Genomic DNA, 25848 nt, shown 5'->3' on the forward strand with positions numbered 1-25848 from the left:
GCGGTAGCGGCCGTATCCGGTGCGATCTTCTGATAACGGCAACAGTGTTGCTATAAACCGTTGACCAGCTACATTATTTCGGTTACTGTGTATCCGAAATCTTGGAGCGTTCGTCCGTTATGGATGCTTCGCCCTGCGGTGCTGCGTCGTCAGTCGAGTTCGAGCTCGTCCCGTCGTCGCATCCGGCCTCTCACCTGCCTGGAGAACCAGCGAATGACTTCCGCTCTCCGCGTCGGGTTGATCGCATACGTCAGTGTCGCGGCACTGCTCACGGTCAGCTGCGCGTCGACATCGAACCCGATCGCCCACAGCACGCACATCACCGCGGATTTCCGCAATATCGCGGGCATGTTCGAGGGCAACCCGATCACGGTGCTCGGCCTCGAGGTCGGCAAGGTGGACAAGATCGTGCCCAAGGGGCAGTTCGTCGAGGTCCACATGGTCGTCAACAGCGATGTGAAACTGCCGAAAGACGTGACGGCCGCGCTGATTTCGCCGTCCATCGTCACCGACCGCCACATCGAGCTCACTCCGCGCTACACCGGCGGGCCGACCCTGCCCGACAAGTCGCACCTGACGGTCGAGCAGACCCGCACGCCGGTCGAGCTGGACACGATGATCAAGACCATCGACCAGTTCGCCGACGCGCTCAAGCCCGCGCCGGGCGCGGCGGAGGGCCCGCTGTCGGGCACCCTGCTCTATGACATGGTCAACGGTCAGGGCTCGAAGATCCGCGACACCCTCAACGCCCTGTCCGGCGCGTTGAAGGTCGGCGTCGACAACACCGACGCGGTCGCGAGCATCATCGTCAAGCTCAACGAGCTGACGACCATGCTGGCGGAGAACGATCAGTCGGTGCGCGACTTCAGCAACCAGGTCACTCAGATGACCTCGCTGCTCGCCGAGCAGTCCCCCGGCCTGCAGGCCACGCTCACCCAGATGAACGACTTCCTCAACAACACCAGCGGCGCGTTCACCCAGTACCAGGACCAGCTGGCCTCCAGCCTGTCCGGGCTGACCGCGGTCACCGATCAGCTGCGCGCCAACGCCGCCGGTGTCACCGAGGTCGTCGACGTCGCGCCGCTGCTGCTGCACAACATCGACCGGGCCATGGACAAGCAACGCCGACATCTGCGCACACACGCCGTGCTGGGGGTCTCGGCGAGCGAAGTCGTCAGCGTGTTCTGCGAGCGCATCCAGATGCGCGCGGACGGCTGCCGGACCGGCAAGATCGAAGACCTCGGACCCGACCTCGGACTGACCGCCGCGCTGATGGGAATGACCGGATGACCGATCCGGGCCGGCGCGACGCGTCACCACCGCCGTGAGGTGTCGGCGAGACCGATGTGGTTCAGCCGGACCGGTGAATGTCGCTCGACCTAGGCCCGCGATGAACGGGTCGGTGAATTCGCGAGTGAACGCAGACCCGCGATGGATTTGCGGACTCCGTAGGCGACGACAGTTGCCTCACCCGCACCATGACGCCAGGCGAGCAGAGCGGATCCGTCGGCGAGGCTTCCCTCGACTGTGGTGGGAGCTCCGGTCACTGGCAGCCGCCCGATCACCTTGATGGAGATGCCGAGGATCTCGGTCCAGAAATAGTCGTCGCTCGCGGGTCCGACCGGTTGCAGTCTCAGCGCCGAAGCCGCGGCGACCTTGGCTTGAGCGACGGCGTTGGACCAGAACGGCGCCCTCTTGTTCATGGTGCGCAGGTACGCGACGTCCCCTGCGGCGTACACGGCGGGGACTGTGGTCATGCACGCGTCGTCGATGCCGATGCCGATGCGATCGGCCAGAGCGGTGCCTGCCAGCCAGGAGGTGTTCGGTATATCTCCGGCGCAGGTGACCACTAGATCTGCTGTCAATACCTCGCCTCCCGGAAGGGCGACACCGCTGACGGGATCACCGACGAGGGTGACGAATTCTGTTGTCCGCCTTATTCGAACGCCCTTTTCTTCGGCGCGTGCAGTGATCACTCCGCTCAGGTACGAACCGAGAATGGTGTGCAGGGGCGGATCGACATCGATCACGGTCACGGGAATGCCGCGTGCGACGCAGGCACTGGCGACCTCCATCCCGAGAAATCCCGCGCCGACAACGATCACCGAGGTGGCGGCGGCGAGGCGTGGGCGAAGTGTGCGCGCGTCGTCGAGCGTGCGCAGCACGAGTTCGCCGCGTTGCCCGGGGGCGGCGATGCGGCGCGCTTCGGCACCGCTCGCGATGATCAGCGCATCGTAGGAAATGGTCTCGCCGTCAGCCGTTACGACCGTGCGCCGGTCGAAATCAGCAGCGACCGCTGCGGAACGCACGCTGTTGACGTCGAGATCATCGAGCCGGTAGCCCAAGGCGGCATCGGCGGCCGAATCCTTGAGCACCGCCTTCGACAGCGGCGGCCGCGCATAGGAGCCGTGCGGGTCCGCGCCGATCATGGTGATCGCTCCGCGGTGACCGAGCGCCCGCAATTCGCGGACCGCGGTGACTCCAGCGATGGAGGCACCGACGACCACGGCGTGACGCTCGCTCACCACGATGCCCGCAGGGCCGCGACCGGGCAGGAAACGATGGCCGCACGAGCGGCGTCGGCCTGGTCGTCGGGCACTTCCCCACCGTCGAAGTGATAAATCAGTTCGGCGTCGTCGTCGAGACTGAACACCGCCGGGGCTTGTTCGGCGCACAGCCCGTGTCCCTCACAGCGGTCGTGGTCGATGATGACTTTCATCGGAGTGCCTCCTTCAGGCAGGAAAGAGTTGCAGCGGCAAACGCGCGTAACGGTGGATGATGTTGTTCATCGCCCATTCGGGCTCTCCGGCCACCTCGATGCGGTCGACGCGTTCGATCAGCGCACGCAGGATGGCTTGGGTTTCCAAGCGGGCGAGCCCTTGGCCGGCGCAGCCGTGGGTGCCGTGGCCGAAGCCGAGTTGGCGGGCGGCGTCGCGGCGAATGTCGAAGGTGTCCGGGGATTCCCATTCGAGTGGGTCGCGATTGGCCGAACCGTAGATGACCACGACCCGTGTCCCCGCTTCGATCGGTGTTCCGGCGATCTCGACGTCACGGACCGCTTTGCGCGAGAACGCGCGGATCGGGGATTCGTATCGGACGACTTCGTTCACCGTGTTGGGGATCAGCGACGGGTCCGATTTCAGCAGCCGCCATTGCTCGGGATGGGCGGCCAGCAGAGACAACGCACTCGCGATCGCGCTGATCGTGGTGTCCAATGACGGTGCCAAGTAGTCGATCAGCATGGCCGGACACTCGGAGCGCGGGATCGTGCCCTCGTCACCGGCCCGCAACACGTCTTGCCCAGCGCCGCCGGGCAAGATGGCGCGATCGCGGGCGAGCCGCCGAGCGAATCGCATCATCTCGATGCCCGAAGGCGCGGATCGCACCGATTGCTGGTTGATGGGTCCGAGCGCGTCGAAGGTCGCTCCGGCCCAACGTAAAAGGTTCTCGCGGCCTTTGTGCGGCCAGCCGATCAGATCGGGCACGATCGACATCGGGAGCGCGGTCGCCAGCTCGACACCGTCGATGCGACCTTTCGCGGTGGCGGCGGTGACGACCGCGTCCGCCTGCTCGTCGACGGAAGCACGCATGGTGCGGAGCGCTCGCGGCGTCAGGTGCGGGGACAGCAGTCCTCGACGACGGGCGTGGTCGGCACCGTCGCTGTTCAACGTGGTTCCGCGCGAGAGCCGATTGGTGATCGGGTTCAGGCCGACACCGGCGCCGGAGACGAACGTCGCGTCATCGAGAAGGACCTGCTTGCATTCGGCGTACCGCGGCAGTGCGTAGACCTTCTGACGGGCGAGCCACACCACCGGGCCGAGTTCCCGCAGCCGTTCGTAGTGCGGATAGGTGTCACGAATCGCCTGCGGCGAGTACAAATCCGGCTCGTAGGTGGGTACATCGGCGTGGTTACGCATCGAAACTCCTGGAGAGATGGGGGCGGCCGCCCGCAGCGGGAACGGAACTCGGTGTGAACCTGGGTATTGATGTGCACAGCGCCGACGGACTTCTTCCGCCGCTCTGCACGCTGCCGTCCGGTCGAACCAGGACTGCGGTCAGGCCCGCGCGCCGCAACCAGCGGTACAGCTCTGTGTGCGGGGCCGGGCGCAGCACGACGCCACCGCGTTGTTCCACGATCGTCCGGTCCCCGGGCAACGGATCCGCGAGGGTGACAACGGCGTAGCGGCCCGCGATGACATCGTCGATACGCTGCCGGTCCGGTAGGAGGCCGTTGGGGACCAGCCGGCCGGACAGACCTCGGCGTAGCGGCGGCGCCACGACGAGCGCTGAGCGACGCAGCGGCGGGGACTCGCCACTGGCGGCTGTTCGGGTGAGGCCGGGTATCGACTGCAGCCTCGGCGCGATGAGGCGGCGCAGCCGGTTGCCGAGTTCACCGCCCTCGGTCATCGTCAATCCGGTGAGCTTGGCGAGCCGGATCATGGCGCGCGCGTGGGGCTTTCGCTCGACCTCATAGGTATCGAGCAGATTCGCGGGCAGGTCACCGTGCAGCACCCCGGCGAGTTTCCAGCTGAGATTCGCCGCGTCTCGCATACCCGCACCCATGCCTTGCCCGATGAACGGGGGTGTGAGGTGAGCGGCATCGCCGAGCAGGAACACCCGTCCGCGGCGCCACCGATCGGCCAGCTGCGCACGGAATGTGTACTCCGCGACCCGCACCAATTCCACACTCTCGCAGTCTTTTCCATCGAACCACGGCGACAGCAACGGCCAGAGCCCGGAGAGGTCTCGGTAATCCGCCACCGTTTCGCCGGGACGCAAGCGAAATTCCCACCGATAGCGGGTCCGGCCGATGCGCATGTAGGTCGCCGCACGTCTCGGATCGCAGACCTGGTGCACGCCGTCCCATTGCCCCAGCTCGACCGTCGTGGCGATGTCGACGACGAGCCAGCGCTGTTCGAATCGCAGATTCCGCATGCGCGCGCCGATGGCAGCGCGCACCAGGCTGTTCGCGCCGTCGCAGCCCAGAACATAGTCCGCTCGAACCGATGCCACGGCACCGCTGGTTCGGTCGGTGAATTCCACCCGGACACAGTGGAGTTCCTCGGTCACAGCAGTGACCTCGGCGTTCCCGCGCAGCGTGACGGCCGGATAGCGGTCCAGGTTGGCGCGCAGGAGCGCTTCCAGCTCCGGTTGATCGAACAGATTCGCCTCGGGGAACCCGTTACGTCCTCCCGACGGGTCGCGATCGAACTGCGCGAGTACCCGGCGATTCGGATCGACCAGGCGCAGCCCTGACGCGGGCCGCGAGATCGCGTCGAATTCCGCACCGATGCCGAGACGTTCGACAATTCGCCGGACCTCGCCGTCGAGGTGGACCGCCCTCGGCTGCGGGTAGACGCCGTCCCACCGATCCAGGACCAGCGATTCGACGCCGTACTGCGCCAGCAGCGTGGCCGCGGTGAGCCCTGCCGGACCCGCACCGACGATCGCGACCGGAACAGCCGGCGGGCTCACGAGAACGCACCCGCCAGCGTGACGACATACGTCACCGCAACCACCGCGGAGACCGCAGCCGGCGCGATTTCCGTTGGGCCATCATTGTTTCGGAGATGGGAGGCGATCGCACCGGCCATCAACAGCACCAGCCCACCCCCGGCGGCCACGCCGATCGACGGGTAGGCGAGACCCAGCAGTACGCCGCCGCCGGCGGCGAGCTCGAGCGCACCGATCCCGCGATATGCGGCTGTCGAAAACCCGAGATGCTCGGCACGCTTGCGCATCGAAGCGACCGCCAGCAGTTTGCCCGCTCCGAAGGACGCGAATTCCACCGCGAGCAGGCCCGCGAGCACCATCGACGCGATCCTCATTGCTGCACCTCGAATTTCCAGTCGATCGCGTACCGGCCGAGTGTCGCCTCGGCCGTAGTCCGGTCGGTCTCGGGAGCGACCGTGACGGTAGCGAGAATCGTTCCGTCGTCGACCACGGTGCTGATGCCGGCAATGCCGGAGATCGTGGCGAGCGCATCGAGCAGCTCACGGCGGGTCGCGTCCGCGCGCAGCCCGAGCTTGTAGGGTTTGCCGACATCGGTGACGGGCAGCGCGTCGAGGATCGTGACGGTTCTGGGCGCGGCCGCGCGTTCGCATACGCGCTCGGCGGCCCACGCCACCAGTTCCTCCTCGGTGACATCGGTACCGGAGGTGACGACGTAGGCGACCGGAACCTCACCGGCGTGCGCGTCCGGTCTGCCCACCGCTGCGGCCGCGCTGACCCGCGGGTGGCTCAGCAACGCGTCCTCGATGATCGCCGGATCGATATTGTGCCCGCCACGGATGATGAGATCCTTTGCGCGACCGTGCAAATGAATGAATCCGTCGTCATCGAGGTGAGCCAGATCTCCGGTGCTGAGCCAGCCGTCGACCACGGTGCCCAGTACATCCAGATGATGGCCGCGTTCGTCATGGCCGGTCACATACCCGGCGAAAACCGTGGGCCCGCTGATCACCAGCACACCGGTCTCCCCCACCGGCAGCCGCTGCCACGGCCCGTCCTCGGCGGTACGGACGACCCCGACCTGCTGATAGGGCATGCGCTGCCCGACCGCGCCGGGTCGCGGCAGGTCGGGGAAGCTGCGCGCGGTCGCGCAGGTGGCTTCGGTGAGTCCGTAGCCCTCGACCAGGGTCACCCCGGTATGGCGCTGGAAGTTCTCCCGCACCGCAGGTGGCAATGGCGAAGCTCCGACCATCGCGTAGCGCAGGCTCGAGATATCGGCGTCCACGCGACATTGCGACAGCACCGCGTACACCGTCGGCACCGCGCTCATCGCGGCGATTCCGTAGTGCGCCACTATCTTCCAGAACTGCCCGTACAACGCGATATCCCGGTAACCCAGCGGACCGGCCCACACCACCGGCTGTCCGCGGAACAGCGGCGCGAGCAGGGTGACGACCAACGCGTTGACGTGGAACAGCGGCAGCGCGGCGAAGATCGCCGATTCCTCGTCGAGCAGGGAGTTGGCGGCGATCATCCATGCGTTGGCGACCTCACCGGAGTGACGGTGCGCCGCCAGCTTCGGCACACCGGTCGTCCCGCCGGTATGGAACAACGCCGCCAGGTCCGCGGCCGCCGGTGGCTCTCCGCGAAACCCGGTCGAATCATGTGCGGCGGCAAGAACATCGAGGTAGCCGATCAGCAGATCCCCGATGGCGGGCAGGAGCGGAGCAGGATCGGGGGCGGCCGTCGGACGCAAGACCAGCAAAGCATCCACGAGTCCCTGGGCAGCCAGCTCGCTTGCCGCGGACCAGGTATCGGGTGCCAGTTCCGGGCCGGCGCAGATCAGGACCCGGGCTCCCGAACGGCGCAGCAGCTCGGCGATGTGGTGGGGTGACAGGCCGCCGTTGATCGGCGCGGCGATGCCCGCCAGCTGCGCGGCGAGGGTGGCGGGGATCAACTGTGCACAGTTGGGCGCGATGAGCGCGACCGCGTCGGTGCGGCGCACTCCCAGCTCGTGCAGCAGGTTGGCATACCGATGGACGTCAGCGAGCAGTTCGGAGTAGGTGCGCCGCAACGGCTCTCGCCAATGCTCCGCGTCCGGCAGCACGGTCACCGCGGTCCTTTCGGGCCATCGTGTCGCCGCGCGGGTCAGCAGGTCGTAGGTGGTTTCGGGTAGCCCGCGTGCCGCCAACGGCACGGCTTCGATGGCCGTGAGGTCTTCCGGCCCGGCATAGCGGGGCCAGAGCAGTTCCTCGGCCGAGGTCGCGATTACCGATTGGTCGGTCATCGGGCGTACCTCACGATCGTGTGCTGACGGCCCAGGTCGATGGCGCCGTCGTCGGTTGCGATCGCCGCCTCGACCACGTCGCCCTCCTTCAGATACTTCGGATTCTTGGCCTGGCCCTGGAAGAACAACCTCCACTTGACCTTCGGCGGTAGCAGCGAGCCGATGATTTCCGCCGCCTTCGGTGGCGCGCTGATGGCGGTACCGACGGGAGTGCCGGTCAGCAACAGGTCTCCGACATCCATCCGCTGAAAACGAGTCAGCGCCCGCAGGGTCTCCAACGGCCGATAGATCATGTCCGCGACGGTCATGTCCTGCCGGAGCTGGCCGTTGACCCACAGCCGCAGCCGCAGATCCTCGAACCGCTTCAGCTCATCGGCGTCCAGCAGCACCAGCTCCGGTCCGACCGGAGTGAAGGTCGGGTACGATTTACCCTCGTAGAACTGGGTTTTCGGCAATTGCACGTCGCGCGCCGAAACATCGTTCGTCACAACCAAACCCGCGACGAACTCCGCCACATTCTCCGTCGTGACCTGCGCGCCCACCGGCATGTCGCGGCCGAAGACGAGGCCGATCTCCACTTCGTAATCGAGCAGACGCACGTGTGCGGGCCGCACGATGTCGTCGTGGGGTCCGCTGATCGATCCGGAAGCCTTGCGGAAGAACGTCAACGGTACCGTCTCGGGGTCCATGCCCGAGTCCTTCACGTGGGAGACGAAATTCGTCATCTGCGCCACGACGCGGCATGGCGCGGTCACCGGCGAGATCAGCGAAAGACTCTCCACCGGGACGGCTTCCGCGCTGGAGGCTGCGGTGCGGATCGCCGCACGGTCGGCCAACAGCTCCCCGGTGGTCGTCGCGACCGTGTCGATGCGAGCCGCGCCCGCAGGTGTTCGCACCCACCAGGCATCGGCGGTGCGGAGGACGGATATGGTCATGAACCGGCTACTTTCAACAGGCCGCGCAGGCGGCGAAGATCGAATTCGTTGTCCCCGCGCAACGCTCCGGCGATCGCGCGCAACTCGCGCAGCGATTCGGCGCCGGGCTTGATGCCGAGGAAGTCCTTGGTCGCCGGCGGACCCCACTGCACCAGGCCGGAAGCACTCATCGGCGCCCACCCCGGCTCGAGGGTGCAGTCGAACATGTCGCCGTCGCTGAAGTGCTCGACCAGGAAGCCGTCGGGATCGCGCCAGTAATCGAAGATCTGACTGCCCTGAATATGGCGCCCTATCCCCCACGATCGGCGATAGCCCTGCTCACGCAGGTATTCACCACCGGCCGCGAGCGCATCGATGTCGGCGACCTGATACGCCGAGTGCAGGTAGCGGTTCGACGGTCCCAATGTCAGCGCCAGTGTGTGGTGATCCGCGGGTACCGAACCGCGGTCGCAGCGGATGAAGCTCATGACCGGACCGCGGTCACGCTGACCCGGGTAATAGAGGAAGTCGCTGACGATCAGACCCAGATTCTCCAGATACCAATCGAGAGCCTCCCGATATCGCGTCGTCTGGACCACCACGTGACCGAGCCGCCGCACGCGCGCCGGCACCCGAGGCGGCCGCTGGGTGTCGTTGACGCGCGGCACCTCATGCCCGACATTGAGCAGGCGCGGCCGCTGGGCGGGCAGCGCCTCCAGTTCGTGGGTATCGGCGACAACCCGCACACGCAAGCGGCTCGGGTCCACGAGATCAACGGTCGACCCGCCCAACGACTCCGGCAGCGCCGCCACGGCTCGCGCATCGGTCGCTTCCGCGAGACGCAGCAGGTCGGTGGAATCAGCGGCATAGAAGGCCGGACCGACGAAACGCGAACGCCCGCCACGGCGGATGAGGACGCAGGGCGAGCCAGGGTCGGTTCCGCGGAGTTGCACCTCGTCGGCCGTCCGCATCGCGGTCACGAAGCCGAAAGCGTGGGCGAAGGTTTCCGCCGCATCCAGATCGGGCTTCTCGAACTCCAGCCAGGCCAGGTCGAGCACCTTGATCACGGGATTGCGCGCACGTCCGGGGTGCTCTCCCGCCAGCGCGCCATGCTCGCTGTGCAACCCGGTGTGCGCATCGTGATGGCCGTTCATCGACCACCCCCTTCCATGTACTGACGGTATCGTCACTTACGAGAGAGACGTCAGTCAAGAGAAACTGACGATTTCTTCAAAATTGAGCGGAAAGGCTATGATGCGGGCACGTACGCCAGAGAGGTGAATCGATGACCGCAGGCAACGGCTCGGCGCCCAACCGCCTCGAACGCCGCAAGGCACGCACCCGTGCCGCACTGGTCGCGGCGGCACAATCCCTACTGGCCGAGGGCAAGCTCAACGTGCCGATCCTCGAGATCACCCAGGCCGCCGACGTCGGGATGGGATCGTTCTACAACCATTTCTCCAGCCGCGAGGAACTGTTCCGAACCGCCATCGAGGAGGCGCTCGATCACCACGGCGCACTCCTGGACCTGTTGTGCGAAGGCGTGGAAGATCCAGCCCAGGTCTTCGCGCAAAGCTTTCGCCTCACCGGCCGCCTGCACCGCCGGCTCCCCACCCTCAGCAAGGTCCTTCTCAACGACGGACTCAACCTCGCGAGCTCGAACAAGGGTCTCGCTCCCCGCGCCCGGCGTGACATCGAGGCCGCGGCCAGCGCCGGGCGCTTCGACGTTCGAGACCCGGAGCTGGCCATGACCGTCGTCGCCGGCGCCGCAATATGCCTCGGGCAGCTGCTTCACACCCACCCCGAACGCGACGACGCCGAGGCCGCCGATCAAGTAGCCGAGGACCTCCTGCGGATGTTCGGCCTCCCGCCCGAGGAAGCTCGTGAAATCTGCCGACGCCCCTTACCCGCACTGGATCAACCACTCGGCAACTCGGCTGCCTAGACCCGAACCCGAGGAGCGTGAGCGGACCGCAATCGGAAAACGCCACCGCATCAGCGAGCAGTCCCTCGCATTGGGGCGGGAATGCGGCGTCTACTCCAAGCCCTCGGCCGGCGTGCTCGACGGCGGAGTCTTGCGTACCCGGCGAATGCCGGAGCGTAGAAAGGCGCCGCCAGCGACACGCTGCCCGGCGCGGGTGCCCTGTGGTCTCGGCTCGCGGCAAGGTCGTCGCGAAGGTGCGAACGCGAGTGCACACGTCGTCCTCGGCTGTGATGGCGCCAACGGATTCACCCGCGACGCGGTCGACGTCCAGTTGGTCGGCTCCGAGCGATCACCACCAGCGCGTTGCGTGCGGGTGCTGCGTCCAGCCGATCGGTTTCACGGCAGTACGCTCTAGCCACCCGGCGTTTCCGCGGTGGTGGCGCCGCACTGCCGGTCGGATGTGTCTCTTTCATCGGCGCCGCGCATGTTGTCTTCGTGCGCACCGCTATGAAAGCAAGCGCGCGCAGCCTAATCATCCTGTCGAGATCGAGGTATCCGCTATCTGCACATAAAGAGGCCGCCGAATGATCTTGACATTATGGATATACACAGTGCGATTATTGCCGATTTCCAGGCTCGAGCAATTGTGGACATCCATCATAGTTTCCGCAGGCGCCCATTGGATGAGCCAAATCAGGACGAGTGGCGAGTACCCGCCGGATCGATGTGTTGTGATCAATCAGTCCCGAAACCGGGGCGTGTCAGATGGAACAACCAAGGATCAGTGTATGAAATCCCAAATTATCCGTCCGCTCGTAGTCGCCGGGCTCGCATTGTCCGTCGTTTCCCTGGGGGGCGGCATGGCGTCGGCGGAGAGCGACGGCGTAACCATTGCGGACGCCGTCAACCCGGTCGCGGGCTCCGTGGAGCTTTGTGTCCCGGTCCCCCTCGGCCCGGTAGAGTTCAGCCTGTGTCTGTAACCGGCTGATGTGAGTCCTGTGCGGCGGTGGCGTGGAGATTCGTCACCGCCGCCCGGGGTCGATGTGCTGCTATTCCGCTGGAAGCCGAGCGGAATACGAACCCAGCCTAGAATGACGGTTCCCTTCACGGCAGGCACACGGTAATAGCGGCCCATTGCCACACGCCGGCCCTGGCGAGGATTGTTAGATTCTCCAAAATCGCCGGGCATCCCTGCTCTGTTGTCACAAGCTCAGAGCCGGATGTGAGCGCCCGGTCTCGCGGTAGCGTGGGGCCCTGCCCAATGGCTTGTGGGTAGGAAAGGAATTACCATGCCTGTCGTAACCTCTTCCGAACCGTTTCTGACCTCCTCGGGTCGGCCGGTGTCAAGTCCGTTGAAGGATGTACGGACCGTTTCCCGACAAATGGTCGGACATTTCATCGAGAACGTCGTGCCGTGTGCGACATTGCCTGGCGAAGCGCTGAACGGCGATGTTACTACCATTACGAGGGTATGTTTGGAGCTAACCAGGAGTATGCTCGACGGCCGTGATCTTCCAGGCCGCACCGAGCGGGTGCAGGCCGCAGCGGAGGGGTGGGCGCGGGAAGGAATCCCGATCGATACCATCCAGCATGCTATACACGAAGGTTTCAAGCTCGGATTCGACCTCATTCTGGCGAATGGCACCACTCATGATCATGCGACCATGGCAGGGGTCGCGCGACGTTTGATGGACGCTCTGGACATGATCACCTCGGCTGTGTCTGTCGCTTATGTCCGCGAACTGCGTTCGGTGGTCAGCGAGCACCACACCGCGGTTCATACCTTGACTTCGGCACTGCTGGGCGGACAGAGCACCTCTACGATGGTCCGCGAATGCGGTATCGAACTGGCCGATCACTATCATGTCGTCGCGCTGGACCTTCCGCCGCATCCAGAAGAGCTCGATTCCGCGCTCGACGCGAATGTGGTTGCCCGCCGAAAATTGCGGCGGGTTCAGGCAGAGCTGGCCAACCGGTGCGATGGCAAGGTCCTGTCTCTGTTGAGTGTCGACGGCGGCACACTCCTGCTACCCAGCCCAGACTTCTCCGACGCGGATCTCGACCAATTGATCGCGCGACTGTCCGATGCGGCACAGGTACCGGTCAGAGCTGTAGCGATGACCTCACCGCCATCGGAGATCCCGCAGGTCGCCGAGCAAGTTCATGAGCTCGTCGAAATCGCCCATCGGCTGCGCGGTGCAAGCAAAGTATACCGTCCGCACGAATTGGCATTCGAGTATCAATTGACCCGGCCCGGACCCGCGCGCGACTATCTGAGTTCAGTGCTCGATTCCCTCGAAGCCCATCCGGAACTGCTGCGGACGCTGCAAGTGCATATGGAAACCAATATGCAGCGCAACCGTTCGGCCAGAAGACTCCATGTGCACACGAATACCGTCGATTACCGGCTGAAGCGAATCAGGCAGATCACAGGATTCGACCCTACCGATCTCACCGGCCTATGCCACCTGAGAGCGGCATTGTTGATTCGCGCGCACCGCTGGCCACGCTCACGGCCCGCCGATTCCACAATTGGCAACCCATCGCACACATGTTGAGCGAGCCGACATTCCCGCAGTGATCAGCGCGGTACGCTGGCCGCTTTATCGCGTCCCGGTGAGCAGGATGGGCACGCGCTGGCGGTCGCTGCCGTGCCTGTACCGGCCACCTCGCCGGTCGTGACATCAGAGTCCATGTGCCGACTGCTTGGTTCGGATCCAGACCGTTGTGATGGTCGCCCCGTCAGGCTGGGTCAAGGGACATGGGATAAACGGTAGGGCCTCTCTTGATTTTGATTTCCTGGTTCTGCACGAAGCCGAGGTGTTCGTAGAACGGTCGGTTCTTCGGGTGAGTGGCGATGAGGAAGCAGGTGTCGTTGGTGTCGGCGAGCCGTGTTCTGATCAGTTGCGTAGCGTGGTTCTGCCCGCGGGCCGCAGGGAGAGTTCCGATCGCCGCGAGGTAGAAATGCGGTTCGGCGGGTCTGGCATTGCCCATCTGTGCCGCTGCGGCCAGTGCGCGAGGTATGGCCGTGCCGAGAGTCTTGATGAGAGTCCGTGGCTCGAGCGGGGGCGAGGCTGTGGTGGGCGTCTCCCACAGAGCGACGGCGACCATGCGGTTGGAGTGGTCACGAGCTACGTCCACGATGCCGTCGCGGTGCCGTGATCTCACGCGCCATGCCCAAAAGTGCGGCAGGTGCCTACGGCGTCGATCAGCGTTGGGCCAGAAGTACGTCATGAGCGGGTCGTCGGCGAAAGCGGTGGCAAGTACCGCGGCTGCGGCCGGGACGTCCGGGCCGTTCGGGTCGGCGTCGTCACTGTTCACGAATGACTCCTGTCCTGTACGACGCCGCTGAGCGTAGCGCCCGGTCGGCTGAACTGGTTTCCGTCGAGATCGCGACCTCGGGACGGTCGCGTTCCGCCGGAGCGTCGCCGCCTGTCGTGTTGCGGTATGCCGCGAACGGCCCGCCCTGTCGCTGCTGCCGGATGTATGACCTCCATGACCGCCGGGTAGGAGGAATGTCGGCTCAGGTGCTGAGCCAGGCGTTGACCTCATCGAGATCACCGGTGACGATGCGGGCTCCGTCGGTTTTGTCGAGCAGATGCCACACGGCCGGTTCGCGGCACGCACCGCCCACGGGCGCGAGCCGATACCCCAGGCGGGCTGCGCGAGCGGCCACCATCGGCACCGGGTTGTCAGCTGTCTCGAATTCCGGCATCATACGAACCCCTTTGGAGCGTCGACAGATTCAACAAACCATCAGCAACTCGCACGCGCCAGGATAGAGGTACGGCAACCGCAGCAACGCGCGTTGTGATAAATCGCGGTTAACTCTCCTTGTGCCCTGACTGCCGCGTGACCGCGGCTCATCATGGATCGGTACGTGACCAAGACCCACCTCGGTGGCCCGGGATTCTATTGGTGCAGCTGGTTTCCGCCGTCGATGACGACTTCGACTACCGGACTTGCTCTGTTGCGCCCGCTGAGTAGGCCGAAGACATTGATGGCGAGTCACTCGATGACCCCTCGTTCAGGCGGGGCAGCCGCAGCGGGTGTCACAGGAGGATGACGGTGCGCTCGCCGGGTGCGTCGTGATGGGCCCAGGCCGCCTCGACCTGGTCGAGCGGGAACGGTTGCGGGCGCACGGTCATACCGCCCGCGGCGATCGCACCGACGAGCTCGGAGAACTCCCGCTGCATGATCTGTGTGTCCACTGCGCCGAAGCCGCTGCCCAGGATGCGGAAGGCGTTGGAGCGCAGGGCATGTCCGGATAACGTGATCGCGTCTCCGCCCATGCCGCCGATCTGCACCCAGTCGAGCAGGCGGGTGTGCTGGGTGCGCGCTCCGAGGACGGCACGCATGGCGAGTTCGGTGGGAGACCCCCACACATAGTCGAGGACCACGTCGACTTCGGCGGCGGCCTCAGCGAGCGCGGCCGCGGTGGCCTCCTCGTCGGGGACGAGCTGAACGACGGCGTCCGCGCCCTCGCCGGCGAGTTCGTCGAGGCGGCTGCGGTTGCGTCCGGCGGCGACCACCCGCCCCGCGCCGAGATGCTTGGCGACCTTGACGGCCATCGAGCCGGCGTTGCCGGTCGCGCCGTGCACCAGGACCGACTGACCGGCCCGGAACGGGACGCGGGTGCGCAGCGCGACCCAAGAGGACAGGGCAGGATTCATGGTGGCGACCAGGAGCGCGGGATCGGCTCCGTCCGGCACCGGGATGACGGCGGCCGGATCGATGACGATGCGCTCGGCCAGGCTGCCCGCGCCCATGACCATGACGTAGCCGAGGCCGCCGTCCGCCCGGCGGACGACGGCGTCCGCACCCGCCAGAGCGGGCAGCCTCGTAGGACTCGTGTAGTGCTTGCCGGCGGCGATGCCGCGCGTGGCGGGGTGCACGCCGACGGCGAGAACGTCCACGACCTCCTGGCCGGGGCCGGCTTCGGGGGCAGGGATGGAACGGAAGTGTGGCGGCTCGTCGAATGACTCGACGAGCGCGGCGTTGATCATCGACATGCGCGTTTACTTCCTTTCTGGCGCACGGCACCGGTAAGATACGATTCTGTTTCTTATCTCCCAGCGTAGGGCCGTAGGTTAAGATACGCAAGCGGATCTAAAGATATGGCGCGATACTACGGAGATGAACAGATGGAGGTAGCGGCGAGCGAGCGGCGTTCGGAAGCCACTCCCACCCGGCGCAGGGGCACCGCCCTGGAGAACGCGATCACCGACGCCGCCTGGGCAGTGCTCGTCGAGCAGGGCTACCACGGCTTCACCTACGAGGCGATCGCAGCACGCGCCGGAACCAGCAAACCAGTGCTCTACCGGCGCTGGACGCGGCGCGAGGACCTCCTCATCGCCACGCTCGCCCGACACTGGCGTCCACTCGACGTTCCCGACACCGGCAGCCTGCGCCAGGACGCCCTCACCCTCCTGCGCGCGGTCAACGCCGAGCGGGCCCGCACGGTGATACTCCTGCGCGTCCAGCTCGCGGACTACTTCCGCGAGACCGGCACCAGCTTCAGCGACCTGCGCAGCCGCCTCCGCCCCGAAACCCGGACATCCCCTTTCACGACACTCGTCGGCCGCGCCGTCGAGCGCGGCGAACTTACGGATGTACCGCGACCCGAACGAGTAATGAACCTGCCGTTCGACCTGGTGCGCCACGACATGCTGATGACCATGGAAGCGGTACCGGACGAGGCGATCGTCGAGATCGTGGATACGGTGTGGCTGCCCCTGCTCGGCCTATCCTCCCACGACCAACACTGAGCTTCGCGATGACGCCCGCACCAAATCGGACGATGGTCTCCGCTGTCAGCCCTGAGTGTCTTTCCTATTGCAGATCACCCCACCTCCATTGCTCGGCGCGAGCGCCGTCTGGCTCTCGGCCGAAGCGGAACTGATCTGCTCGACCTGTTCGTGAGTGGAGGAAGATATCGAAAAGGCCGCTCGCGGGGAGCCGATTGGACAGCGTGTTCGCTTGGTCGTCCGCGCCGAGCTTCCGCAACTCTGCCAGCAGGCCGGCCACCGCCTGCGGTTTGTCGAGGGTGACGTGGGAGGCGGGATCGCGGGCGAGCAATGCCTGGACCTGCTGGCTCGCGCCATTTTTCCGCAGCTCCCGAAGCAACCAAGCCACCACGACCGGGTCGTCATGGGCAGTGTGCGGGGCCGCCCGTGCGGCCAGCGCTTGGAGCCGGCGGTCTGCCTCTGGCTGTGCCCACAGTTGCTTGACCAGCGCGACCGGGTTGTCATGGGCGGCGTAGGCGGCTGCCCGGACAGCCAGTGTCCGGACTTGGTCGGCGGCGCCGAGGTCTCGCAGCTCTGCCAGCAGATCGGCCACCGCCTCCGGTTTGTCGAGGGTGACGTGGGAGGCGGGATCGCGGGCGAGCAATGCCTGGACCTGCTGGCTCGCGCCATTTTTCCGCAGCTCCCGAAGCAACCAAGCCACTACGACCGGGTCGTCATGGGCAGTGTATGGGGCTGCCCGTGCGACCAGGGCCTGGACCTGGTCGTCCACACGGATCGCGCACAGCTCCTCCACCAGAGCGGCCACCCCGCGCGCGTCGTCGAGGGTGACGTGGGAGGCGGGATCGCGAGCTGACAGTGCCCGGATCTGGTCGTCCGCGCGCAGCGCTCGCAATTCCCGCAGCAGATCGGCTACCGCCCGCGGTTTGTCGAGGGTGACGTGGACGGCGGGATTACGGGACAGCAGTGCCTGGACCTGGTCGCTCGTGCCGAGGTCCCTCAACTCTCGCAGCGTCCGTAACAGGCTGGCTATCGCGCCCGCGTCGCCGTCGGCGGTGTTGGCGGCGGCCCATGCTGCCAGTGTGTGGATTTGGTCGTCCACACCTGACCTTCTCAGTTCCCATAGCAGCCTGGCCACCGCGGCCGTGCCCCCGCGAACGGCGTGGGCGGCAGCTCGTGCTGCCAGTGCTCGAGCCTGGTCGTCCGCGCCGGATTTCTGCAGCTCCCGCAGTAGCCTGGCCACCGCCCACGAGTCGTCGAGGGCAGCGTGAGTGGCTGCCCGCACAGCCAGTGTCCGGACTTGGTCGTCCGTGCGGAGCTCTCGCAGCATCCGCAGCAGATCGGCCACCGCGGCCGGATGGTCGAGGGCGACGAGGGCGGCGGGATCACGGGCAACCAGTGTCTGGACCTGACCGTCCGCACGGAGCGTTCGTAACGTCCGCAGCAGGTCGGCTACCGCAGCCGGGTTGTCGAGCGGGACATGGGCGGTGGCCCGCGCGGCCAGTGTCCGGGCCTGGTCGGCGGCGCCGAGCTGTCGCAGTTCCCGCAGCAGCTTCGCCACCGCGACCGCCTCGTTCACGGCGGCGTGCGCGGCAGCCCAATCGGCGGGCTGCGAGTCGTCGGGGAACACTGTGTGGAGGCGGGTGACGAGCAGGGCGGCAGCGGTGGAGAGACCCTGGGCGGCAGCGTTTTTCCATAGTTGGGCAGCGTCGCGGTACAGGCCCCGCGCCCAAGCGGCTTGCGCGAGCGCGTGTTGGTCGTCGGGGCGGGAGTGGACGGCGGCGGCTTCCCAGAACCCTATGGGCGGGATTGTGTTCGCACGTGCGCGGCGGCCGTATTGATCGAGGTAGTCGGCGAGCTGATAAACCGGTGCGCCCGTTTCGCCGCGCCGGGCGGCGGTGTGGTCGGTGCGTGAGGGTAACGGGCGGTCACGGATCGGGGTGATCGGTCCGCGTGCGCCCTTGCATGATTCGGCGACCTCGGCCAGGACGAGTTCGAACCAGTTCTCTGCCAGCCCGTCCCAGGAGCTGTCGCTCATGCGTGCGGCCGCCGCATCGTGTAACAGCGTGTGAGGCAGGATGTTTCGGTGGCCCAGACGCACGGCGTCCATCGCGACCTCGATCACCGCCCGCGTCGCCGGTGTCGCGGACTCGTAACGGGCGATCAGCTCCGGTCCGCCGGCCAGGTACTGAGCAATCTGCCCGCCCTCGGCGTGCTCACATGCCTCGCTCAACCGGGGATCGGTAGCGGCCGCGCGCATCGCCGCCAAGTCCTCGCCGGCGAAGTTCTCGGGCACCCGAATCAGGCTGTTCGCGAGCAGCTTCGCCACCTGTGAGGTGTGATCGCGACACAGCGTATGGCAATGGTCGCCCCAGAGGGTGCCCAATACCAGTACCGGAGCCCGTAGCGGGTCCGCCAGCAACTCCCGCAGCCGCCGCGCTAGTCGCTGCGGGTCGCCGGAGACGTGATGGCCGAGATAATTCTGAGTTTCGTTCAGCCACACCACCGTACGCGGGCCCACACTCTCGAACGCCTGTATCGCCTCGGGGTCTGCGGATTCATCCGGATGCCACCACCGCCATCCGCCGTCATTCCGCAATGACGCCAACGCTTCCCACAATGCTCGGGTCTTACCCGTCGAGGATCCTGCTACCAGCACCGCCATGCCACTGCGACCACATCGCGCGGCCTCGACGCGTTCCCCCAACTCGTCGTCATGGCCGCGACGGACATACGGTGGCAACAAGGCGCACTCCCGCGCCGGATCAACAGTGATCGACCGATGCACATCGACCCCGACCCCGAACGGGTCGCCGACCTCCGCGAGGTCCTGCCCTCGAGGTGGCATCCCCATAACCCGCCCGGTCTCGGCTCCCCGCCGCGCGGTGGACGTGTGCTCGGTGACCCACTCCGCGAACGAAGGCGCCTTCTCCCCGTCTTGCCACAACCGCCGCCAGTATCCGGCGTCGAACCGGTTCGAGTCGATGCGCTTGTGCTTGGCCTCGGCGATGCGCCGACAGGCCCGCACATATTTCGACACTGATACTTCGAACACGTTCTTGCCGTCCTCGATATTGCGGACGGTGTTCTCCGAAAGGCGCTCATCTGCGAGACCGCCTTCAGACACCTTGGCCAGCTCACTGATTCCCGCGTCCACACTGCGACGCAACGCAATGAGTTCGCGAGCGAGCCGCCGGTTTCCTCGGTCGGCGCCACCGATGCGGGTGCTGGTCATCGAAACCATCATCACCGAACGACTCCCTTCATGGGTGGCTATGGCGCAGCCGCGACGATGATTGCGACCGCTGCCGCAGTCAGCACGATCACGCACACTACGAACCGCCACATCGCCGCTGAATCATCCATCGCCTTGCGAACCGTCTGCCCAAGTTGGCTCCACATCCCCGTCATCGCCGCTCTCCATTCCCTGTGATGCCGGTAGTGAGACCCACTGCAACACACCTCGATCACCAGGTCACGGGCCTTGCAGAACTCTGCGGCACATTGCGGAGAACCGAGACAGCTCGAGAGTGTGGCCACGGCCCAGGGGGTACGCGTGTAGGCACCTCCGGTCCGACTCACCGTTGCACGGGACAACCTGTGGAGCCTGACGTTGTACCTACCCGATACCGGCCGTCTACCGATGCGACAACTGCTCTGCTACGGCAAATTCGATTCGTCGAACGAATCTGTGCCCTTGCATTCGAGGAAGCGGGTGAGTGCGCAATTCGTGACGAGTGATACAGCGAACGAAAATATCGGCAGGAGAAGAATTTGGACACCGCCAGGCACTTTGCAGCTGTCGGAATCGCCACTCTGGCACTGTGCATGGGTGTAGGTACGGCACATGCGGGCACAGGGCCGTTCACTGCGGCTGGACCGTACCCGTCACAACCATACTGCGATAAAGCTCGTCAAATACAAGCCAAAAGCGGGTGGGAAGTGGGACTGAACTGCTTTTTCGACGACTACAACGGACAGGGCTGGTATTTCATGCAACGGCCCGCGTGACCCTTGTCGACAGCGCACAGAACTCGGGACGTCCTGTGCATTCAAAATTGTATTGCGGTGACCACCCGCAGCATTGGAAACTGTGTTTATGCGGCCTGGGCTCGCCACGGGATAGGCCGGTCACCCTACTGGACCCGGCCGTCCGGATCCACTGGTGCGGACGTCATTGCGAGAACCTGCACATGTCCCGGTCATCGGACCCATCCCGCCAACTCGGTGACGCGTCGGTCGTCCAATCCTGGTACAACGAGATCAAAGACTACAATTTCGACGATCCCGATTCGAACATGGCGGACTTCAGCGAAATCGGTCACTCCACCCAGGTAGTTTGGAAGGGCAGCAAAAAGATCGGAATTGGGGCCGCATGCAGCGGCTCCACCGCCTACGTCGTAGTCAACTATGCTCCCGCCGGCAACACGATGGGCCAATTCGCCGAGAACGTGGGCCGCCCGCGCTGACCACCGACGACTCCACCATACGACCCGGATTCGACCAGAGACGATTTCCGGGAACAGCGTCGGCGGCAGTGGCACAATGTAGATCTTCGTGGGTCGATGGTCGGCAACCACTGCCCACAGCCGGTGCGCGCACGATGCAACAGGCCGGTCAATACGTCCCGTTCTTTTCGCGACCGTACTGCTGGCCCGAGTCTTGCTGGTTCACGCGGGCCCGCATAGTCGGCTCGCATATCGCCGCCAGGATCACCTGTCCCACTGGGAAGGTGGTCCTGTGGCGTCAACGGATAGCGGCGGCCTGGACCGTGGCGTCGTTCGGGGATCCAGTGGTCCGATCAGACGAGGTGGCGGGCCCGGCTGACGCGTGTTCTCGACTGATTCGAGCTATTCCGACTGGCAATTGTGCCGATTCGAGATCTCGGTGGGGTGGTTAAGGTGTGGATCAATGACTGATCTGGCTGGAAAGACCGCTCTCGTCACCGGGGCGTCACGTGGTATCGGCCGAGCCATCGCCCAGCGGCTCGGCGAAGACGGTGCGCTGGTGGCTGTCCACTACGGCAGCAATGACCGCGCCGCGCAGGAAACCGTCGCCGCAGTCGAACAGGCAGGCGGGCAGGCTTTTCCGGTACGTGCGGACCTAACGGCCACCGACGGCGTGGACCAGCTGTTCAATGGTCTCGAGGGTCGGCCGTTGGACATCGTGGTGAACAACGCCGCCGTCGCCGTACCCGAGGCCACCATCGAGAAGGCTACCGTCGAACAATTCGATCGGCAGTTCGCGCTGAACGTGCGGGCGCCGTTCTTCGTGGTTCAGCGGGCCCTGCCGTTACTGCGCGACGGTGGTCGCATTATCAATATCTCCTCCGGTGTCACCTGGTTCGCCACGCCACAGATCGTGTACTCGATGACGAAGGGGGCGCTCAATGTGTTCGGCCGGTCGCTGGCGAATACCCTGGGGGAGCGCGGCATTACGGTGAACAACGTCTCGCCCGGAATTACCGATACCGACATGAATTCGTGGCTGCACGAATCCGACGAGGCCGCGGCGGGCGTTTCGGCGATGACCGCTCTCGGCAGAGTTGGCCGAGCGGCCGACATCGCAGACGCGGTCGCCTTTCTCGCTTCCCACGACGGCCGGTGGGTCACCGGTCAGACTCTCGAGGTGAACGGCGGCCTGTTCCTGGGCCCCAGGGCGCCGTGAATGCATTGCCGATCGTCTTCGCCCGCGGTTCCCGAGCCGGGGATGGCCGTGCGCTTCCGCAGTACCGGACTGCCCGCACGTGGGCCGACCGGTACCGTGCCGAGGGCGTGGCCGGGACGGCCGACGCAGCTCACGGCCGCATCACTGTCCGACAAGAACACCGGGCGCTGTGGTTCCACGAACCCTTCTCGACGTGCCGGTTGGCGCACGGTGACTATCTGCAGTCCCGTCGGTGAGGGCTGCCGCCCAAGGTGCTGACGCGTGAATTCGCTGTTCCAGCATGCGTTTTCGTGGTGTTTGGATAGCATTCGAGTGGTGGTCGGGCAACTACACCGGCTGGTGAGGGGTGCTGATGGAAGTGCGGGACGTCCGCCACTCGTATGGCAGACGGTCAGTATTGCGCGGCATCGATTTCGTGCTGCCGACGGGGGCGCTGGTCGGCATCGTCGGTGAGAACGGGTCGGGTAAGTCGACACTGTTGAAAGTTCTCTCCGGAGAGCTGCGACCGGACCGGGGCGTGGTTCGCCATCGCAGGCGGTTCGGCTATTGCCCGCAGCAGGTTGTTTTGAACGACGCGTTCACGGTCCGGCAGCACCTGGACTTGTTCGCCGCGGCCTACGCGATTCCGGATCTGCGGCGGGCCGAAGAGACGATGGAGATTCTGCGTTTCTCCGAGTACGCCGGCGAGCGGGTCGCGACGTTGAGCGGGGGCACCCGACAGAAGCTCAACCTGACCCTTGCGGTGATGCATGATCCGCAGGTTCTGCTGCTCGATGAGCCGTATCAAGGTTTCGATTGGGAGACGTATCTGCGTTTCTGGGAGCTGGTCGCGCAATTCCGTGACGATGGCGGGTCGGTGCTGGTCGTATCGCATCTGGCCTACGACACCGGCCGGTTCGATCAGGTGTGGCGGTTACGCGACGGCGTCCTACAGGGCCGAAAGGTAAGTCCGGATGAGTGAGAATGTACGGCTTTTCCTGGTCGCTACGCGCTACGGCCTGATCGAGCACGCCCGTAACCGCTTCGCCATGCTGTTGGTGGCCGTGTTCATCCCTGTCTTCGTGACGCTGGCCGGTCTGATCATCACCGACGCACAGGTACCGTTCCGGCTCCGCGGCACCGGTGTGGTCGTGCATGCCGCCGGCAATGAGCTGGCCCAGATCTCGGGTGCACTGACCGCGGTCTGTTTGATCATCGGGTTCATGACGTTCGCGGCGACCTTCAGCAGTGGAGCATTCGACCGGCGGTTGTGTATGGCCGGATACCCAAGGGTCGCTTTGGGTTCGGCGAAGGTCGCCTGTCTGGTGACGGCCTCGATGGCGGTCAGCGTCTATGCCACCGTGTCCATCTGCAGTTCTTGGTCGCCGCGGCAGCCGATCGTGCTCGCGGCGGCGCTGTTCTGCGATGCGATGACCTATGGGGCGCTCGGTGTCGCGCTCGGCACCATGCTGCGCCGAGAGGTGGAGGGCATGTTCGCGATCGCGATGATCAGCTGCTTCGACATGGTCGTGCAGAACCCGGTCGCCAGCATCGGAGCCGACAGCGATTTCGTGCGCTTGCTGCCTTCCTACGGAGCCATGCAGACTTCGACCGCGGCCGGTTTCTCCGACACGACACTTTTCGCGGGTCTGGCTCTCCAACTGGCTTGGTTCACCGCGAGCGTGCTGGTCGGGCTGGTCGCGTTCCATCTGCGGACCCGTTCGGCTCTCACCGCCACGACGCTGATCGGTGTGCCCGAACGGGCGGGCGAGCATTGAACCGGTGTCCGGCCAGATCATCGTGGTGATCGGGCCGGACACCGCCTCGACGACTACGGCACTGTGTGAGCCGGGTCGACAGCCAGGTGGTAGACGTCCCGGCGGAGGCGTTCCAAATCCGGTTCCGGCGCCTCGGTATCGGGGACTTGGGTGTGCCGATCGCTCTGCGGCACCGACAGCGCCATGCTCGTCATGCTTTCGTAGATCGCGACATACTTCCTCCTGAGGTCGGCCATACCGGGAAGCATGCGCAGCAGTGCGGGGAGGTAGCGGAGCACCGCGTCGAGCTGGGCGCGGTGCTCGGCGAGCTGGCGGCGCACCTGCTCGACGGCCTCGTCGCGAGTGCATCCCGTTTCGTGCCGGATGGCCCGGATCAGGTTGTAGGGCACTCCGTCAGCCTCATCCTGCTCGATTCCCACCAGGTCGTTCTCCACGAAGGCCACGAAGAAGGCGAGCTCCTCCAGCCGGCGGATCACGGGGTGGCGGCGCAACCTGGGCGGTACCTCATGGTCGTGGTGCACCTCCAATATCGCGATAGCTGTGTCGAACCCACTGGTCGACCTCCGCAGCGCCAGATAGTCAGCCGTGGAGGGGATGTAGCCGTCGAGGCGATGATTCGCTTCGCGTTCGGCTGCTTCGTACCATCGCTCCAAGTCGTCGAGGAACGCGGCCTGCCAGCGGCTGGTCCGGCCCGCCCGCAGTCGCGGCCACAAACTCGCCCAAGCCGTTTGGAGCGCGCCGTGCCGCCATGGGTTGTCGGGATCTTGGCGCAGTGTCGCGACCAGGCCACGGCGCAGCGCCGCGATGGCTTGCGGATCCGTCAACTGTGGATCCTCGAAAAGATCGTCCCACAGCAGGCAGAGCATGCCGAGGGCGACCGCGGTCTGTTCATGGGCCACATCCGTGGAAACAACTGCCGGTGCCACCGCTGCCATCAGGGCGAATGCTCCGACCCACCGGCGGTGGCGCAACTCGGCCTCGGAGGCGGCAAGACCGGTGTCCACCAACCAATTTCGCACCCATGCCATGACAGGCGGCGCAAGCCCGTCACCACGAGGCCGGGGTGGCTGTGTCGAGGACCGCGAGTCTGCGGTTCTGGCAGGTCGGCGGTCGAGTATCGACCGGGCGTAGGCGGTCATCGCGTGTCGGGCGCGTGGGTCGGCGGACAGGTCGGCGAGCTGCGCAACGGCCTCGTCGATGAATCCGTCGGCCACCGCTTGTGCTTCGGCCACAGCATCGGAGGCGACGACGAGCTCGCGGGCGCGGATGGCCTGCTCGCTCGTCATTCTGCCCTGGATCAGCCCGGCAAGACCGCGGTCGCGGGCGGCGGCGCGGATCACGGGCAGTGTGTAGATACCTTGGGGCAGATCGGCGTTGACGGTCTTGCCCATTTCTTCGGCGGTCGCAGTCAAATCCAGGATGTCGTCATACAGCTGGTAGGCCAGTCCGAAGTTGCGACCGAATTCCGCCAGCGCCTGTTCGTGCCGCTCGTCACGGCCGGCTTGCATCGCGCCGATTCGGCAGGCCAGCGAGAGGATCGCGGCGGTTTTGCCCTCGATCGAGTCCAGGTAGGACTGCTCGCTGCGCTCGGCGTTATAGAGGTCGGCGGCCTCGATCACCATGCCCGCGCACATCCGCTTGCCCGCGTTCGTTCCCGCGAGAGCTTCGCGCTTGCCGAGTTCGGCCAGTAGGTACGCACCCTCCATGGTCACCGAATCTCCGACCAGGACAGCCATGTGCGAGCCCCACACCGCATTGGTGCTCGGACGGCCTCGGCGCTCATAAGCATGATCGATGACATCGTCGTGGTAGAGCGAACCCAGATGCAGCAACTCCACCGCAGCCGCGGCGCGCACCGCCCGGTCGTCGGCCGGTGCCGCCGGATCGGCGAGTAAGTAATACGAAAGCAAGGTCAACGTGGGCCGGACCAGACGGCGAGACGTCTCGGGTCCGCCGCCGGTGAGTGCGGTCAGCTCCGGCCTGCCCGGGAACCGGATCGGTTCGAGAACCTCGAGAACCCGCTCCAGATCCGCCGCCAGGTGCGGGAAGACAGCGGAATCGATTTCACTGGGCATACACGCGCTCCTGGTCTCGTACATCGCTC

At 65.6% G+C, this 25848-nt stretch carries 21 protein-coding genes; 8 read left to right on the top strand and 13 right to left on the bottom strand.

Features of this window, described 5'->3' with window-relative positions; all coding sequences use genetic code 11:
• The first annotated feature begins 213 nt into the window (after window positions 1–213).
• Window positions 214–1290 (top strand): MCE family protein, encoded by a 1077-nt coding sequence (locus NWFMUON74_RS19225; protein ID WP_187683252.1) that lies wholly within the window; start codon window positions 214–216, stop codon window positions 1288–1290.
• A gap of 89 nt (window positions 1291–1379) precedes the next feature.
• Here NWFMUON74_RS19225 and NWFMUON74_RS19230 read toward each other — a convergent pair whose 3' ends face one another.
• Genes NWFMUON74_RS19230 through NWFMUON74_RS19265 form a run of 8 tightly spaced genes read right to left on the bottom strand, consistent with a single transcriptional unit; the run spans window position 1380 to window position 9806 of the window.
• Window positions 1380–2507 carry an NAD(P)/FAD-dependent oxidoreductase gene (locus NWFMUON74_RS19230; protein WP_232110442.1) on the bottom strand — a complete coding sequence of 376 codons (1128 nt, stop codon included), beginning with the start codon at window positions 2505–2507 and terminating at the stop codon, window positions 1380–1382.
• Window positions 2508–2521: 14 nt separating this feature from the next.
• A complete protein-coding gene (locus NWFMUON74_RS19235) occupies window positions 2522–2719 on the bottom strand; it encodes a ferredoxin (RefSeq protein WP_187683253.1) in 198 nt (65 codons plus the stop codon).
• Window positions 2720–2732: 13 nt separating this feature from the next.
• On the bottom strand, window positions 2733–3917 hold the full coding sequence (locus tag NWFMUON74_RS19240; RefSeq protein ID WP_187683254.1) for a cytochrome P450: 1185 nt from the start codon (window positions 3915–3917) through the stop codon (window positions 2733–2735).
• Window positions 3910–5475 (bottom strand): bifunctional 3-(3-hydroxy-phenyl)propionate/3-hydroxycinnamic acid hydroxylase MhpA, encoded by a 1566-nt coding sequence (gene mhpA / locus NWFMUON74_RS19245; RefSeq protein WP_187683255.1) that lies wholly within the window; start codon window positions 5473–5475, stop codon window positions 3910–3912. Before mhpA ends, NWFMUON74_RS19240 begins: the two co-directional genes overlap by 8 nt.
• The gene (locus tag NWFMUON74_RS19250; protein WP_232110443.1) at window positions 5472–5813 is read right to left on the bottom strand and encodes a DoxX family protein; all 342 of its coding nucleotides are present in this window, start codon (window positions 5811–5813) and stop codon (window positions 5472–5474) included. Before NWFMUON74_RS19250 ends, mhpA begins: the two co-directional genes overlap by 4 nt.
• An 11-nt stretch (window positions 5814–5824) precedes the next feature.
• Window positions 5825–7738: an acyl-CoA synthetase gene (locus NWFMUON74_RS19255; protein ID WP_187683257.1), complete on the bottom strand. Its 1914-nt coding sequence runs from the start codon at window positions 7736–7738 to the stop codon at window positions 5825–5827.
• Complete coding sequence (locus NWFMUON74_RS19260; protein WP_187683258.1) at window positions 7735–8673, bottom strand: fumarylacetoacetate hydrolase family protein; 939 nt, start codon at window positions 8671–8673, stop codon at window positions 7735–7737. Before NWFMUON74_RS19260 ends, NWFMUON74_RS19255 begins: the two co-directional genes overlap by 4 nt.
• A complete protein-coding gene (locus NWFMUON74_RS19265) occupies window positions 8670–9806 on the bottom strand; it encodes a VOC family protein (RefSeq protein ID WP_187683259.1) in 1137 nt (378 codons plus the stop codon). The genes NWFMUON74_RS19260 and NWFMUON74_RS19265 overlap by 4 nt, the downstream gene beginning before the upstream one ends.
• 131 nt (window positions 9807–9937) lie before the next feature.
• Here NWFMUON74_RS19265 and NWFMUON74_RS19270 point away from each other — a divergent pair, with 131 nt between their 5' ends.
• Together NWFMUON74_RS19270 and NWFMUON74_RS19275 are read left to right on the top strand one after the other, a co-directional pair.
• Window positions 9938–10597: a TetR/AcrR family transcriptional regulator gene (locus NWFMUON74_RS19270; protein ID WP_187683260.1), complete on the top strand. Its 660-nt coding sequence runs from the start codon at window positions 9938–9940 to the stop codon at window positions 10595–10597.
• Between the two features lie 1361 nt (window positions 10598–11958).
• Complete coding sequence (locus NWFMUON74_RS19275) at window positions 11959–13134, top strand: PucR family transcriptional regulator (RefSeq protein WP_232110444.1); 1176 nt, start codon at window positions 11959–11961, stop codon at window positions 13132–13134.
• Window positions 13135–13318: 184 nt separating this feature from the next.
• On the opposite strand, the gene NWFMUON74_RS19280 is transcribed toward NWFMUON74_RS19275, so the two are convergent.
• The 3 genes from NWFMUON74_RS19280 to NWFMUON74_RS19290 all read right to left on the bottom strand — a co-directional run bounded on the left by NWFMUON74_RS19280 (window position 13319) and on the right by NWFMUON74_RS19290 (window position 15588).
• Entirely contained in the window at window positions 13319–13897 is a 579-nt protein-coding gene (locus NWFMUON74_RS19280) for a GNAT family N-acetyltransferase (RefSeq protein ID WP_187683262.1), read from the bottom strand.
• Between the two features lie 202 nt (window positions 13898–14099).
• Window positions 14100–14294, bottom strand: coding sequence for a hypothetical protein (locus NWFMUON74_RS19285; protein ID WP_187683263.1), 195 nt, complete (start codon window positions 14292–14294; stop codon window positions 14100–14102).
• Between the two features lie 334 nt (window positions 14295–14628).
• Window positions 14629–15588, bottom strand: coding sequence for a quinone oxidoreductase family protein (locus tag NWFMUON74_RS19290; protein ID WP_187683264.1), 960 nt, complete (start codon window positions 15586–15588; stop codon window positions 14629–14631).
• A 132-nt stretch (window positions 15589–15720) separates the two neighbouring features.
• Between NWFMUON74_RS19290 and NWFMUON74_RS19295 the strand changes: the two genes are divergently transcribed.
• Entirely contained in the window at window positions 15721–16344 is a 624-nt protein-coding gene (locus NWFMUON74_RS19295; protein ID WP_187683265.1) for a TetR/AcrR family transcriptional regulator, read from the top strand.
• A gap of 64 nt (window positions 16345–16408) precedes the next feature.
• On the opposite strand, the gene NWFMUON74_RS19300 is transcribed toward NWFMUON74_RS19295, so the two are convergent.
• Window positions 16409–19555 carry a hypothetical protein gene (locus NWFMUON74_RS19300; RefSeq protein WP_187683266.1) on the bottom strand — a complete coding sequence of 1049 codons (3147 nt, stop codon included), beginning with the start codon at window positions 19553–19555 and terminating at the stop codon, window positions 16409–16411.
• A 958-nt stretch (window positions 19556–20513) separates the two neighbouring features.
• On the opposite strand from NWFMUON74_RS19300, the gene NWFMUON74_RS19305 reads away from it, so the two are divergent.
• From NWFMUON74_RS19305 to NWFMUON74_RS19320, 4 genes are all read left to right on the top strand, one after another.
• On the top strand, window positions 20514–20789 hold the full coding sequence (locus NWFMUON74_RS19305; RefSeq protein ID WP_187683267.1) for a CAP domain-containing protein: 276 nt from the start codon (window positions 20514–20516) through the stop codon (window positions 20787–20789).
• A gap of 361 nt (window positions 20790–21150) precedes the next feature.
• Window positions 21151–21987 carry an SDR family oxidoreductase gene (locus NWFMUON74_RS19310; protein WP_232110445.1) on the top strand — a complete coding sequence of 279 codons (837 nt, stop codon included), beginning with the start codon at window positions 21151–21153 and terminating at the stop codon, window positions 21985–21987.
• A 352-nt stretch (window positions 21988–22339) separates the two neighbouring features.
• A complete protein-coding gene (locus NWFMUON74_RS19315) occupies window positions 22340–22948 on the top strand; it encodes an ABC transporter ATP-binding protein (RefSeq protein WP_187689274.1) in 609 nt (202 codons plus the stop codon).
• The gene (locus tag NWFMUON74_RS19320; RefSeq protein ID WP_187683268.1) at window positions 22941–23744 is read left to right on the top strand and encodes an ABC transporter permease; all 804 of its coding nucleotides are present in this window, start codon (window positions 22941–22943) and stop codon (window positions 23742–23744) included. Before NWFMUON74_RS19315 ends, NWFMUON74_RS19320 begins: the two co-directional genes overlap by 8 nt.
• 53 nt (window positions 23745–23797) lie before the next feature.
• Here the strand turns inward: NWFMUON74_RS19320 and NWFMUON74_RS19325 are convergent, their stop codons facing one another.
• The gene (locus NWFMUON74_RS19325) at window positions 23798–25819 is read right to left on the bottom strand and encodes a polyprenyl synthetase family protein (protein ID WP_187683269.1); all 2022 of its coding nucleotides are present in this window, start codon (window positions 25817–25819) and stop codon (window positions 23798–23800) included.
• Window positions 25820–25848 lie beyond the last annotated feature (29 nt).

It is taken from the genome of Nocardia wallacei, from assembly GCF_014466955.1.
GTDB lineage: Bacteria > Actinomycetota > Actinomycetes > Mycobacteriales > Mycobacteriaceae > Nocardia > Nocardia wallacei.

Coding starts and splice junctions, on each gene's coding strand:
- NWFMUON74_RS19285 (WP_187683263.1), bottom strand. CDS start 14,294: ATGATGCCGGAATTCGAGACAGCTGACAACCCGGTGCCGATGGTGGCC.
- NWFMUON74_RS19255 (WP_187683257.1), bottom strand. CDS start 7,738: ATGACCGACCAATCGGTAATCGCGACCTCGGCCGAGGAACTGCTCTGG.
- NWFMUON74_RS19250 (WP_232110443.1), bottom strand. CDS start 5,813: ATGGTGCTCGCGGGCCTGCTCGCGGTGGAATTCGCGTCCTTCGGAGCG.
- NWFMUON74_RS19290 (WP_187683264.1), bottom strand. CDS start 15,588: ATGTCGATGATCAACGCCGCGCTCGTCGAGTCATTCGACGAGCCGCCA.
- NWFMUON74_RS19235 (WP_187683253.1), bottom strand. CDS start 2,719: ATGAAAGTCATCATCGACCACGACCGCTGTGAGGGACACGGGCTGTGC.
- NWFMUON74_RS19320 (WP_187683268.1), top strand. CDS start 22,941: ATGAGTGAGAATGTACGGCTTTTCCTGGTCGCTACGCGCTACGGCCTG.
- NWFMUON74_RS19295 (WP_187683265.1), top strand. CDS start 15,721: ATGGAGGTAGCGGCGAGCGAGCGGCGTTCGGAAGCCACTCCCACCCGG.
- NWFMUON74_RS19265 (WP_187683259.1), bottom strand. CDS start 9,806: ATGAACGGCCATCACGATGCGCACACCGGGTTGCACAGCGAGCATGGC.
- NWFMUON74_RS19260 (WP_187683258.1), bottom strand. CDS start 8,673: ATGACCATATCCGTCCTCCGCACCGCCGATGCCTGGTGGGTGCGAACA.
- NWFMUON74_RS19325 (WP_187683269.1), bottom strand. CDS start 25,819: ATGCCCAGTGAAATCGATTCCGCTGTCTTCCCGCACCTGGCGGCGGAT.
- NWFMUON74_RS19270 (WP_187683260.1), top strand. CDS start 9,938: ATGACCGCAGGCAACGGCTCGGCGCCCAACCGCCTCGAACGCCGCAAG.
- NWFMUON74_RS19305 (WP_187683267.1), top strand. CDS start 20,514: ATGTCCCGGTCATCGGACCCATCCCGCCAACTCGGTGACGCGTCGGTC.
- NWFMUON74_RS19300 (WP_187683266.1), bottom strand. CDS start 19,555: ATGACCAGCACCCGCATCGGTGGCGCCGACCGAGGAAACCGGCGGCTC.
- NWFMUON74_RS19315 (WP_187689274.1), top strand. CDS start 22,340: ATGGAAGTGCGGGACGTCCGCCACTCGTATGGCAGACGGTCAGTATTG.
- NWFMUON74_RS19240 (WP_187683254.1), bottom strand. CDS start 3,917: ATGCGTAACCACGCCGATGTACCCACCTACGAGCCGGATTTGTACTCG.
- NWFMUON74_RS19225 (WP_187683252.1), top strand. CDS start 214: ATGACTTCCGCTCTCCGCGTCGGGTTGATCGCATACGTCAGTGTCGCG.
- NWFMUON74_RS19275 (WP_232110444.1), top strand. CDS start 11,959: ATGGTCGGACATTTCATCGAGAACGTCGTGCCGTGTGCGACATTGCCT.